Source organism: Victivallis lenta (assembly GCF_009695545.1).
GTDB classification, from domain to species: Bacteria; Verrucomicrobiota; Lentisphaeria; order Victivallales; family Victivallaceae; genus Victivallis; species Victivallis lenta.
Map to the genome: position 1 here is coordinate 310,584 of NZ_VUNS01000001.1, position 11,696 is coordinate 322,279.

The 11,696-nt window shown below is 51.9% G+C and carries 11 protein-coding genes; 9 read left to right on the forward strand and 2 right to left on the reverse strand.

Annotation, left to right across the window (positions count from 1 at the left end):
• Nucleotides 1-83 precede the first annotated feature (83 nt).
• Nucleotides 84-410 carry a hypothetical protein gene (locus FYJ85_RS01230; protein ID WP_154416733.1) on the forward strand — a complete coding sequence of 109 codons (327 nt, stop codon included), beginning with the start codon at nt 84-86 and terminating at the stop codon, nt 408-410.
• The gene (locus tag FYJ85_RS01235) at nt 407-1,813 is read left to right on the forward strand and encodes a tyrosine-type recombinase/integrase (RefSeq protein WP_154416734.1); all 1,407 of its coding nucleotides are present in this window, start codon (nt 407-409) and stop codon (nt 1,811-1,813) included. Before FYJ85_RS01230 ends, FYJ85_RS01235 begins: the two co-directional genes overlap by 4 nt.
• A gap of 11 nt (nt 1,814-1,824) precedes the next feature.
• Here FYJ85_RS01235 and FYJ85_RS01240 read toward each other — a convergent pair whose 3' ends face one another.
• Nucleotides 1,825-2,433: an RloB family protein gene (locus FYJ85_RS01240; RefSeq protein ID WP_154416735.1), complete on the reverse strand. Its 609-nt coding sequence runs from the start codon at nt 2,431-2,433 to the stop codon at nt 1,825-1,827.
• 2 nt (nt 2,434-2,435) lie between these two features.
• Nucleotides 2,436-3,677 (reverse strand): AAA family ATPase, encoded by a 1,242-nt coding sequence (locus FYJ85_RS01245; protein WP_154416736.1) that lies wholly within the window; start codon nt 3,675-3,677, stop codon nt 2,436-2,438.
• Nucleotides 3,678-4,427: 750 nt separating this feature from the next.
• Here FYJ85_RS01245 and FYJ85_RS01250 point away from each other — a divergent pair.
• The 7 genes from FYJ85_RS01250 to FYJ85_RS01280 all read left to right on the forward strand — a co-directional run bounded on the left by FYJ85_RS01250 (nt 4,428) and on the right by FYJ85_RS01280 (nt 11,674).
• Entirely contained in the window at nt 4,428-5,786 is a 1,359-nt protein-coding gene (locus FYJ85_RS01250; RefSeq protein ID WP_154416737.1) for an MATE family efflux transporter, read from the forward strand.
• A 343-nt stretch (nt 5,787-6,129) separates the two neighbouring features.
• A complete protein-coding gene (locus FYJ85_RS01255) occupies nt 6,130-7,146 on the forward strand; it encodes a winged helix-turn-helix domain-containing protein (protein WP_154416738.1) in 1,017 nt (338 codons plus the stop codon).
• A 32-nt stretch (nt 7,147-7,178) separates the two neighbouring features.
• Entirely contained in the window at nt 7,179-7,883 is a 705-nt protein-coding gene (locus tag FYJ85_RS01260) for a type II secretion system protein (protein WP_106053197.1), read from the forward strand.
• A gap of 14 nt (nt 7,884-7,897) precedes the next feature.
• Nucleotides 7,898-8,344 (forward strand): alpha-amylase family protein, encoded by a 447-nt coding sequence (locus tag FYJ85_RS01265; RefSeq protein WP_154416739.1) that lies wholly within the window; start codon nt 7,898-7,900, stop codon nt 8,342-8,344.
• Nucleotides 8,345-8,497: 153 nt separating this feature from the next.
• Complete coding sequence (locus FYJ85_RS01270; RefSeq protein ID WP_154416740.1) at nt 8,498-9,418, forward strand: hypothetical protein; 921 nt, start codon at nt 8,498-8,500, stop codon at nt 9,416-9,418.
• Nucleotides 9,415-10,302 (forward strand): hypothetical protein, encoded by an 888-nt coding sequence (locus FYJ85_RS01275; RefSeq protein WP_154416741.1) that lies wholly within the window; start codon nt 9,415-9,417, stop codon nt 10,300-10,302. The genes FYJ85_RS01270 and FYJ85_RS01275 overlap by 4 nt, the downstream gene beginning before the upstream one ends.
• A gap of 382 nt (nt 10,303-10,684) precedes the next feature.
• Complete coding sequence (locus tag FYJ85_RS01280; RefSeq protein WP_154416742.1) at nt 10,685-11,674, forward strand: LacI family DNA-binding transcriptional regulator; 990 nt, start codon at nt 10,685-10,687, stop codon at nt 11,672-11,674.
• Nucleotides 11,675-11,696 lie beyond the last annotated feature (22 nt).

Below are 11,696 nucleotides of genomic sequence, written 5' to 3' on the forward strand. Positions count from 1 at the left end.
ATGCTATATTATTCCTACAGCTTGGGACTCAGTCCCTAACGGTTAAACTGAAACTGTTGCCGAAGCTGATAGGAATTCTAACTATGGAGAATGATTTAAGGGAAAAACTTCTCACTATCGTCAAAAATGGCATCATGTTCGGAACTTTTACAGAAGATGAATTTGTAAAAATCAAAGCCAGCCTTGAAACTCAAGGTCAATTACAGCCTTCCGAACAAAAACTTCCTCGCCTCGTGGACAGTAAGACCGCAATGGCAGAGCTTCATTGCAACAAACACCGCCTCAACGATTATCTCAATCGAGGCTATCTCAAGAGAGTAAAGTTTGGGCATCGCAAGATCATGGTGGAGTATGACAGCCTTCGCAATTTCATGAAAAACGGCATCGCTGTTGGCGGAGGTGAGGCATGAGTCAAGCAAGAAAAAGCCTTAATACCGTTTATCTCCGTCGTGGCAGATGGGTGGTTGAGTATATCGACTTCGAGGGAAAACAGAAAATAAAAACTCTCAAAGGCGAGAATGGCAATTATCCCGCCAATAAGCTTCAGGCGAAGCGTTTTGCCGAACGAATATTGACGGATATCCGTACCATGCAGAATTTACGTTCTGAGCAGGAATTTTTGAACCGTGTTGCAGAATGTCAGCAGTTGATTCAGCGTATTCAGTTTACTCTTGATGATGTATTGCCGATCATTGTAAACAATCCTAAATTGAAAAATGGGACTCGCCTTCAACATCGTAAATATCAGTGGGAGAAATTTTATAACTGGCTCAGAGCGCATTATCCTCGTGTCACAGTTCCGCACGACGTAACACCACTCATGGCGCAGCAGTTCGCCAATGATCTTTATGCGGAAGGGATGGCGAATTCGACTTATAACGATTACATTACTTCGTGCAGAATGTTTTTCAAGATGATTATGATCCATGCGGGCTTGACCTCCAATCCATTTACTCATGTTGAGCGTTTGCCGAAGAATACAATTTCGCACAAGCCGATTCCGAGAGAGTTCATTCCCAAAATTCTTGCGGCATGTGATGATCCCAATTTCCAAGTATTGGAAACACGTCGCCTTGCTCCTATCACTAAAGCGGAGTTGAAGACATTAATTGTTGTGGGACTCTGTACCGGAATGCGATTGAAAGATTGTGCTTTGTTGGATTGGAGTTGCATTAATTTTGAAAATAATTACATTAAGACGGTTGCCTATAAGACAAAGAAGTATGACAAGGGATACCTCTGGATTCCAATGATGCCATATTTGAGAAAACATCTTTTGAGCATTTATGACTGGCAGGCAGCAGGGCCGATAATGCCGAATATCGCTTGCCGTTATGAGGATAAGGATCGCAAGGAATTGTTAAAAAAATCAAACAAGCTTTCAGTTTCCGTCCCGATGATTCCCGATGACGACAGCGAGGAATTGAATCTGCCTGAAATCAAAAGCGATAACGGCAATATGTCGAATGAGGTAAAAAATCTTTTGAAGTTCGCAGGATTACCTGTTTCGACTCGCTTAACGAAAGCGGAAAAGGCGAATGGCGTAACCAAGCCGATTGGGCAACGTAAAAAGAGTCCCAATCTATATGGCTTCCACTCCTTCAGACATTATTTTGTTTCGACATGTGCCGAGTGCAATATTCCCATGGCATATGTTGAGGCAATTATCGGCAATGAATCGGAAGTAATCAGACAATATTATACGCACATCGATACTGCTGAAATGATGCGTTCCATTTCGAGAATTGAACCTAAGTTCATCGGAATGCCAACACAAGCGGCATTACCTCAATTGCAAGAAACAATGGGATAATACCGCTATCTTTACAGAAAACGGTTCATATGCTCCACCAGTTCCGATACATTGGTCGATGGATTGGCTTGGTGGAGTCGATTTTGCCAGTTTTCCCAATTCTCCAACAGCTTTTGGGCATTCCGAAAAGCGTTGGGTTGTAATTCCAATAGACGCTCATAAATTCCAGGCATCGTTTCGTGATATTGGTCGATATGCTGACAAAGCAATCTTCCTTTCAGAGAATGGGCATCAGTTTCCGTTTCATGCAACGCATAGTGAAGCAGAAACCACAATTCAAAGCATGGATTGGAGAAAATCCATTCCATTCGATGTTTCTTTGCAATTTGAATCGCTTCTCGAATTTCATCGGCACTATTGGCATCACAGTCAAAGACCAGATAATACTTGTCGAAGTTGCGGTATTGTTCCGTTTTTTTCTTGCATACCGCCTCTTTAGCCAAATATGGTGCATTTCCGCCGCCCAATCCAATACAGCGAATCCTTGCTGAACTCAAATGAAACGCATTGAAATAAAGCGCCTCGGTTTCTCCTTCGGTAAATATGCAGAAGCTATCTTTCCGAGGCTGTTTTCGCACCAATCTGCGATTATAATTGTTCTCCCATGGTTTCTTTGACATACTCAGTTCACCTTCAAGTCTTGAATGTAGGGGACACCTCCGAAACACCCTCGCAAGTAATCTTGAACAATTCGATGATAATTCCCTCGAATATGGGTGAAATCAGCAAGAGAAACCAGATGAGAACCGCCATCCGCTTTTTTATCCATGAACCAGATTTGATCACGACGAAAATTATTCTCCGTAAGCATTGATGGTGAATGGCTCGTAGCAATCAATTGAGCTCCGTTGAGATTTTCATCATGGAATAACTCAATCATGTGTTTTAACAAAAGGGGATGCAGACGAGCGTCTAATTCATCAATCAAAAGAGTTTTTCCAGTTTTCAGAACATCAATCAGAAAAGATGACAGAGCAAAAATCTTCTTTGTCCCTTCGGATTCATGACGAAACATATCCAATGTATAAGCACGTCCATTGATGGTATGTTCCGTTCCGATTTGAGCATTGAAGTGTCTTTTGGGTTTTCCGTTCTCTTCCGTTGTTGGTTTTTCTTCGATCTTATGAATTAAATTCGTGATTCCAAGATCTGCTTTTTGAATCAGTCGAGCGATTTCATGAGTATTTTTCCCTTCTTTCAAAGCTAAAAGGGTATTACCGTAATAGGATTCAAAATCATCGGCAACAATCACCCGCAGTTTCTGTGAAAACCAATCCAATACATTGGCACAGATTCCTCCATCGAACATTTTTGCCGCAGTAGAAACAAATAATGCTTCCGAGGATAATGATAAATGAGTGTTCTCAATGACCTTGTTCCAAGCATTCAGCTCTTGAAAAACCGATGATTTTTCCGTAAAAGTATTCTTTTCTCGTATAAAAAGAGTCCTCATTCTCTGTCGTTTTTCCATCAACCATTCGGATTCGATGGATTCATTCGTACATGAGAAACCATAACGATAGCGACGGTTGTTGTAAATGAACTCGATTTCAAATACCACCGGTTCTTGCCGGTTTTTCTCCGTAAGCAGAAACGGTTCCAACAAATCTTGAATTGCGTTTCCTGAAATCCCGCCCTGCAATACAATATACTTCATGGTTGTAATTGCTCGAACCAGATTGCTCTTGCCGCTGGCGTTGGCACCGTAAATAATTGCCGATTTCAGTAATTTCTCCTTTGGCGATAGCCCTTCACAATGGAAGGCATTGGTATCACTGAATTTTTTGGAGCCGACCATTTCAAGCGAGAACACATTTCTCTCTCTGAAAGAACGAAAGTTTTCAACGGAAAAACGTATCAGCATAGCGATCACCTCTCATTATATGATTATAGTATACATCTAATTCCAAAAAATGCAAATATTTTGCAAATATCAAAATTAGCATCATTCCTCATATGAGAAAGATTTTGTCGACGTCAGCAGTGAAAACACCATGCATCACCATGCGATACTAAAGCTCAAAAATGAGAAAGAAGACATACAATAGACAGACAAATGGGTAATTTATGTAAGCTATTCAGCCCTCGTAATGAATAGGTCATCGGTTCGATTCCGATCATTGGCTCCAGTTTAAAACACTGGAATCCAGCAGGTTGCAGAAGCAAACCTCGCTGGATTCCTTCTTTTTCACCCAAATTGCCAGTTACCACACGTTACCCTCAAATACTATTCTAATTTCCGTCAAACTGCAACCAAATTGCAACCACGATTTTGAGGGGACACTGCAACCCGGCAAACTGGAAAAATCCGGCGCAATTGCAACCCACTGTAAAAACAGCCTTTGCACGGTGTTGAGGACAAACTGTCGGCAGCGGCACTGCCGTGCGGCGTCTGCCGGACCGGATACAGGCAATACGGTTCATGGATGTGGAAAGCGTCTATACTCTCCGAAAAACACGGTTTAACGGTCGAGTGTCAAATTGTCGATACTTGGTTGGCTTTCGGCTTGACAAATGGATTTCCCGGTGTATCTTCCACGTCGATTCCGTCGGAAGAGTTCGGCGTGGGTAATGGAAGATGAAAGGCGAATAACCGCGAGGGTATGGAACAGATATGAATGTGAAAGAGTTGTTCAGCGATCAGGTGTTCAACCGGAAGCTGCTCCGGCTGGCTTTCCCGATCACTTTGCAGAACCTCATGCTCGCGCTTGTCGCGGCGGCCGATGCGATCATGCTCGGACGGGTCAGCCAGAATGCGATGGCGGCGGTTTCTCTCGCCACTCAGATTCAATTCGTGCAGAACATGCTGCTCGGCGCGATTGTCAGCGGCGTCGGAATTCTCGGTGCGCAGTATTGGGGCAAGCGGGATTCTGGAAAGATGGGCGAAATTTTCAGCCTGAGTATCCACGAAGCGGTGTTGGTCTCGGCGGCGTTCTTCCTCGGCTGCCGCTTTATTCCGGAAAAACTCATGCTGCTTTTCGCCCACGATCCGGAACTTGTGGAGATCGGCGCGGAGTATCTGCGGGTAGCAAGCTGGTCTTATCTGCTGACTGGCATTTCGCAGTGTTATCTTGCGATCATGCGCGTGAGCGAACATGCTTCCCGGTCGGCATGGATCAGTTCAGGTGCGGTGATTCTGAACATCGTTTTGAACGCAGTCTTCATCTTCGGCTGGTTCGGGGTGCCTGCGATGGGAGTGCGCGGAGCCGCATTGGCAACGGTCATCGCCCGCGTCATTGAACTGGCCTGGTGCATCGTCTCAAGTTACGAGAAGAGCTTCATCCCGCTGAGAATCAGGGAACTGCTTCGGTTTAACGCGGTGTTGTTCCGGGATTTCTGGCATTACACGCTGCCGGTGCTCGGGAGTTTCCTGCTCTGGGGAATCGGATTCACCTCGTATACTGCGATCATGGGACATCTCGGGCCGGACGCGGCGGCGGCCAACGCGGTCGCTGCGGTGGTGCGCGATTTGATGTGCTGCCTCTGCAACGGCATTGCCGCAGGCGCGGGCATCCTGATCGGCAACGAGCTCGGGGCGGGAAACCTCTCCCTCGGGAAAACCTACGGACAGAAGGCGATGATTCTCGCGTTCCTCATCGGCGGACTCTCGACGCTGGTGATTTTAAGTTCGATTCCGCTGGTTTCCGGTTGTCTCGAACTGACGGAACAGGCGCATCACTATCTGGTCGGCATGTTCGTGATTCTCTCGGTCTACATGATCGGGCGCTGCGTCTGCACGGTGGTGATCAATGGGATCTTCTCCTCCGGCGGGGACACGCTGTTCGATGTGTACAGTCTGGCGGTCTGCATGTGGGGAATCGCGCTGCCCTGTGCGTTTCTCGGCGCATTCTTCTTTCATCTTCCGGTGCTTGTGGTTTACGCCTGCACCTGTCTGGACGAGGTGGGCAAGATTCCGTGGGTGATGCTGCATTACCGCAAATACAAGTGGGTCAGGAATATCACCCGGAATTGAACGGGATATTGCAGCAGGGCGGTAAGTCCCGAATCCATTCATGCTTTTCCTGTTCGTTTGGAAAACAGCTTCAGTTTCATGTAGTTCAATGTTTTTTTCACTTAGAGCTTATCCCTGAATAAGCTTTTATGGAGTTTGCGAATACTATTTTTGAATGGAACTGCAAAATGCGAGAATTCATAGACATCTGCCGGTCTCGTCTTCTTCGCATTGCTGCAACTGTTTTTTGCCGCGAAATGTAAAAAAAAACGGAACTCCCTCTTGACATTTCAATCGGAATCCGGTATAATTAAATAAAGTTGGCTGATGGTTGGCGAAAATAAAGGAGCTCAGCGATATCATCATGAGAAAACAGTCCCCTCAGACGATCAGCGAAGTCCAGAAGATCTGGCACCGGGTCATGTCGATCCTCTACCGCTCCGGCGGCTGTTCGGTGAAGATTCCGTCATCGAACGAGCTTGCGCGGGAGTTCGGCGTCGCACGTTCAACGGTACGCATCGCGCTTGAGAAGCTCACGGAGGAGGGATTCCTCGTTACCCGGCGCGGCAGCGGGACCTTCACGAATCCGCGGCAGCGGCTGAACGCCGACTGGAGTGCCCCGCTGATCGGCCTGATGGTGCTTGACTGCAATTTGTTCTTCTACTCGCCGGAGCTGCAGGGCGAGCTGGAGTGCTTTTTCGGCGAGTTCCGGAACACCGGCTGGAACATCCGGCTCGTCACGGGCCAGATGGATACGCCGGAGGCGGCACGGGAAATTTTGACGCACAGTTATCTGGACGGCGTCATTTCCTTCGGCTGCAAGGAATTTGTCGTCAGGGCCGCGGATGAGATGATGCCGACCGTCAGCATGGGGTATCGGGTATCGGGCGTCACGAATGTCCACCCCGACTACTCGCGGGTCATCCGGGAGCTTTTCGCCCGCACCGGGCGCAGCCGGGATATCTTCGTCTGGAGTTCATTCCCCGATGAGAGCCGGAACGATTTCCTGAGCACGCTTCGCCGGGAACCCGGTGTGGAGATCATCGGTTCCCCCCATGAGGCGGATATCGTCGGCGGTGGAAGCTATGCCGCCGTGCGGAAGCTCTTCAGCAAGCGCTGTCCGGACTGGATCGCCATCCACCCGATGCACCTGCCGGAGCTGCGGCGGATCGTCATTGACCTCTATGGAGAGGAGCGCGCCCGCAGGCTGCTGTGGATTTTCCTGACGCTGCCGAATCCGGACCCGGAGTGGCCGGGCTTCACCATCCGGGCGGACCGACGCGCCGAAGTCCGGGCGGCCATCGACATTCTCAGGAGGAAGCTCGGCGGCGAGGCCGGGCCGATTCCCGATTTTGCGGTGGAAGGCGGAATGATTTTCTGAAGCAGGCGAACCATATAACAGGGAGGTGTATCATGGAAAAATCCGGACGGCGATTCACATTGATTGAATTACTGGTTGTGATTGCGATCATCGCGATTCTCGCATCGATGCTTCTGCCCGCGCTGAATCAGGCGCGGGAACGGGCGAAGATGACGCAATGCGTGAACAATCTCAAACAGATCGGAAATGTCCTGACCTTTTATCAGGAGGATTTCGCGGGGTTCGTCCTCGCGGCCCGGAAACCGACCGCCACGCATATCCTGTGGAATGACTTTCTTGTGAACACGGACCGGCTCGACATGAAGGTGCTCTCCTGCCCGGTATCCCTGCCGTACTCCGGCGGCTCCGGCTACTTCCTCAGGAACAAGAAGCTGCCGGCAGGGAATTCGTCATGGTTCAAGGGCGGGTACGGGATGAACAACTGCCGCGCCTACAACGGAGTGACGGCCGTGCGATGGATCAGGAACTCGCAGGTCCGGCGCCCGTCGGTCTATATCTCGTGCGCCGACGCCGCCACCGACGAGGAAGGGGGCGCACCGGTTACCGGCGCGGTCATGTACGAGGGAGCCGGGCAGCACTACTTCGCATATCCGTGGCATCATGGCAGCTGCAACATCCTGCGGTTCGACGGGCATGTGAGCGCCGTGCGCGGCGTCAATGAGAAGGAGCTTTACGCCGGTCCGCTCAAAGGCGGCTGGAACGGGGCCGGCACGCCGTGGTCGGCGTGGCAGTACTAAGAGAGGATAGACGCATGAATATGAAAAGAACCGCACCGTTTTTCGCCGCGCTTTTCGCCGGCTCCCTGCTTGCGGGCGCCGCAATCGACAACTCCGCGCTGATGCCGCCGTACAAACCGGATGCCGAAGTCGTCATGGAGAAGGATGCCGAGGGCGGCGAGACGCCGGATTGGATCAAAAGCCTCATCATCGTCGAACTGCGCATCCACTCCGCTTCGACCGACGGAACCGTAAAGGGGCTGCTCCCGGCCCTCGACCATCTGGCGGAGATGGGGGTCAACGGCGTCTGGCTCACGCCGCCGATCAACGGCGGGAACGGCTACGGAAACTTCGGGATCCACACCCTGAGCCCGCTGCTGACCGGAGAGAAGAATCCCGTGAAACAGTGGCAGGTGCTCCGCAACTTCGTGGACGAGGCGCATAAACGGAATATCCGGGTCTTCTTCGACGTCGTAAACTGAGGCGCCACGAAGCATGAGGGAGGCAGCAGACTGCTGAAGGAGAAGCCGGAGTGGTTCGGAGAGTATTTCGCTCCGTATGCCGGCTGGTTTTTCAACTGGGAGAACAGGGAGCTCAACGAGTGGTTCTCCTCCCGGCTGGTCGAATGGTTCCTCATGACCGGGGTCGACGGCTTCCGCTGCGACTGCGCGCCGAACTATTCGGGCTTCGGCCCGTTTGAGACGGCGAAGAAGCGCATGCGCAGCTTCGGCCGCAAGGTCGTCTTCATGGCGGAGTGGACCTCGAGCGGAAAAAATGTATTCGATCTCGACCAGCTCACCTTCTGCTTCACGGACGCGAAGGGGAAGAGACGCACGCACTGGGTCGGGGACGTCTATTTGAAGAAGAACATCGTCGATATGGTCAGAAGCGGCGAGGAGCTCCGCGCGTGGGACGACATGGAACGCGAACCGGGGACGAAACGCTTCTACACCTATATGCTCTCCTGCCATGATTCCGACCATTATATCGTGAAGGGCAGTCCGATCACGATCGGATATCAGGCGATCTTCGCGCCGTTCATCCCGCTCTGGTATGTCGGCGAGGAGTGGGACAATGCTCCGCGTTTCTTCGTGGACTACTTCTACAGGCGGGACAAACACCCGGTCCCGAAGAAATGGCGGCTCTACGGCAACGTGATCGACTGGGCGCAGAAGGAGGAGAACCGCGATTTCTTCGAGCTCGTGAAGAAGATGATCCGCATCCGGCGGCAGCACCCGGAGATCTTCGAATATTTCCCCGGCAGCCACCGCGACTCAAACATCTGCAAGGTTGCGACGGACCGTCCGGGACTCCTGCAGGCGTATGCGCGCTTCCGCAACGGCCGGGCGGTTCTCATTGTGCCGAACAACACGGAGAAGGCGGAACGATTCCGCATCACGATCCCGTTCCGGGAAGCGGAGCTTGCGGCCGGAAAGACGTACAGAGTCACCGACCTGCTGGAGGATCGCACCGCCGCAGAGGTGCGAAACGGCTCCTTCGAAGCAGAAATCGCGGCCGGACAGCTCGGCGTCTTTCTCGTCGCCCCCGCGGAATGAGAAGGCTGCTGTTTGCCGCGCTCCTGCTGCCTGTTTTTGCCGGCTGCCGCATTCCGGAGGAACCGGGGCTGCTGGTACACGACACGGGGACGCTCCGGATCGAGCTGATCGACCCGGCCATTCCGGCCGACGTGAGAAAGACGGGCTGCCGCTTCCTGCGCGGCGGCTGGCTCCGGGGAGTCTATCCGCACGGCTCGCAGCGGAGCATCCTGCGGACCCGGTCGATACACCCGAGGCTCCCCGCTTTCGGATTCCCATTCGAATTCTATCCGGCCCCGGAGCTGGCGTTCGGAACGGAGCCGGGGCATTCGACCCGGCTTCAGCTCGGCGTCGGCATTGTCCGCGAGAAGGGCGAAGGCAGGTTCGAAACCGTCCCGGTCGAACTGTTCCCGTGGCGGAGCTCGAAGGAGAGCGCGGGGGGAGTGACGCGCTTCACGTTCCGGCAGAACTCCGGACTGCATGCCGGATATGCGTATGAGCTGAGCGTGCGCGTCACACTGGAGCAGGGAGCAGATTCCATCAGCTTCGAGCTGGAGCTTGCCAATACCGGCGGGAAACCGATCGAATCCGAATTGTACGCGCATCCGTTCTTCGAAACGGTTCCCGGTTTCGGAGCGGGATGGTTCCGCCTGCCGGGAGCGCCCCGGGAGGCGATCGCCGCAGCTCCCGGCACCAGGGAGCTTGTGAAGCGCGCGGAGACGGTTTCCGCCGGAAACTTCTCGCCGCTCTGCAATGCGGTTGTGATCCGCACCGTTCCTCCCATGTACCGGGCTGTCTTCTGGAGAAACTCCGTGGACTGCTTCTCCCTGGAGCCTTTCTGGCCCGTTTCCCTCCGCCCAGGCGAGCGGCGGAAATGGGTGTGCGTGCTGACGCTCATCCGGTAGCACGCCCCCTCCCGCGGTCGGGCTTGCATTTTTCCGCGGCGGCGATATAATATGGCCGGCGTTTTGAGAAGGAGAACAGAAACTCCGGAGGAATCCCGACGCAGACGATTCACCGGAAGAGTTATGTCGCGGGCGGTCACACTTTGAGCAAATGCTCGTGGCCTGCGGTTAAGAGCTTATTCAGGGATAAGCTCTAAGGATTCTCCATTCCGATAATTTTCCCTGATTCCGCCTGTTCTTGAAGAGTACACTGTTCGAGGAAGAAAAAAAAATTCTTTTTTTCCAGATCATCTCTTGACTTTTCGTTAAAAAACTCTCATAATATTAATGAAACAAATTTCATATGCAATGAAACAATTCCCAAAAGTTGGATGAAAGTGATATGAGCCGCGATTCACAAAGTATTTATACCGTTGCCAAAAAGGCCGGTTGTTCGCCGAGCACGGTGTCCCGGGTACTGACGAATTCCACCCGGGTCAATCCGGATACGCGAGCCCGGATTCTGGCCGCAATGCGCGAGATGAAATTCATCGCGCGGAAACGAGTGCCGCAAATAGGGATACTGGTTTCCAATCTGTCCGGAGCCAAACTGACGAGTTATATTTCGCAATTGCTTCGCCTGACGATGCTGGAATTGGTGAAACGCGATTGCGTGATTCGCCTGCTGAACGGAGAACTCGAGGACTGGGGACTCGATGATCATTTTGATGCGATTATTTCACTGGCATACGATGAGAGCGTCAACCGTTTGATGTCGGAATATCCGGCGCCGGTAATTTCATTGAATAATCCTTTGGCCGCAAGCTGTTTATATGAAATTCACTCTGATCACCGCCAAAGTGCCCGGATCGCGACCGAATATCTGCTGACCATGGGACACCGGAACATCATGATGATCTGCTATAAAAAAGCGGTCGGCGGCATCGGGGACTGGGGGATGCTGGAACGGATCGCCGCATTCCGGGAAACCCTCGAAAGATTCGGATTGCGCGCTGACCGGATCGCGTATACCGACGCAGAACCAATTGATAATATTCTGCTTCGCGCCCGGGCGGACAATGTCACCGGACTTGTGGTGTTCTCTGAAGATGAAATGCGGATTCCTTATTTGCTCGGGCATGTCATGAAAGTACGGATTCCTGACGAGATGTCGGTGATTATGGAAGATTTGCCGGGCGTATTAGACCAGACCATTCCTCCGATTACCGCGGTGCGTCAGCCGTTTGCGCGGATGATCGCTGAAATCATGACACGTCTGGATAAAATTCTGGCCGGAGACCGCGAACCGGCGGAACCGGTGATTTTCGAGAACGAACTCATTATCCGGGAGTCCGTGTCACGGATCGGGGATGCATTGCGCCCTGCGAAATAGAACCGCATACAAAGGAGGTTGC

What these genes read in the sequence shown, in the direction of transcription:
- FYJ85_RS01230 (WP_154416733.1), top strand. Translation starts at nt 84, where the DNA reads ATGGAGAATGATTTAAGGGAAAAACTTCTCACTATCGTCAAAAATGGC.
- FYJ85_RS01235 (WP_154416734.1), top strand. Translation starts at nt 407, where the DNA reads ATGAGTCAAGCAAGAAAAAGCCTTAATACCGTTTATCTCCGTCGTGGC.
- FYJ85_RS01240 (WP_154416735.1), bottom strand. Translation starts at nt 2,433, where the DNA reads ATGTCAAAGAAACCATGGGAGAACAATTATAATCGCAGATTGGTGCGA.
- FYJ85_RS01245 (WP_154416736.1), bottom strand. Translation starts at nt 3,677, where the DNA reads ATGCTGATACGTTTTTCCGTTGAAAACTTTCGTTCTTTCAGAGAGAGA.
- FYJ85_RS01250 (WP_154416737.1), top strand. Translation starts at nt 4,428, where the DNA reads ATGAATGTGAAAGAGTTGTTCAGCGATCAGGTGTTCAACCGGAAGCTG.
- FYJ85_RS01255 (WP_154416738.1), top strand. Translation starts at nt 6,130, where the DNA reads ATGAGAAAACAGTCCCCTCAGACGATCAGCGAAGTCCAGAAGATCTGG.
- FYJ85_RS01260 (WP_106053197.1), top strand. Translation starts at nt 7,179, where the DNA reads ATGGAAAAATCCGGACGGCGATTCACATTGATTGAATTACTGGTTGTG.
- FYJ85_RS01265 (WP_154416739.1), top strand. Translation starts at nt 7,898, where the DNA reads ATGAATATGAAAAGAACCGCACCGTTTTTCGCCGCGCTTTTCGCCGGC.
- FYJ85_RS01270 (WP_154416740.1), top strand. Translation starts at nt 8,498, where the DNA reads ATGACCGGGGTCGACGGCTTCCGCTGCGACTGCGCGCCGAACTATTCG.
- FYJ85_RS01275 (WP_154416741.1), top strand. Translation starts at nt 9,415, where the DNA reads ATGAGAAGGCTGCTGTTTGCCGCGCTCCTGCTGCCTGTTTTTGCCGGC.
- FYJ85_RS01280 (WP_154416742.1), top strand. Translation starts at nt 10,685, where the DNA reads ATGAGCCGCGATTCACAAAGTATTTATACCGTTGCCAAAAAGGCCGGT.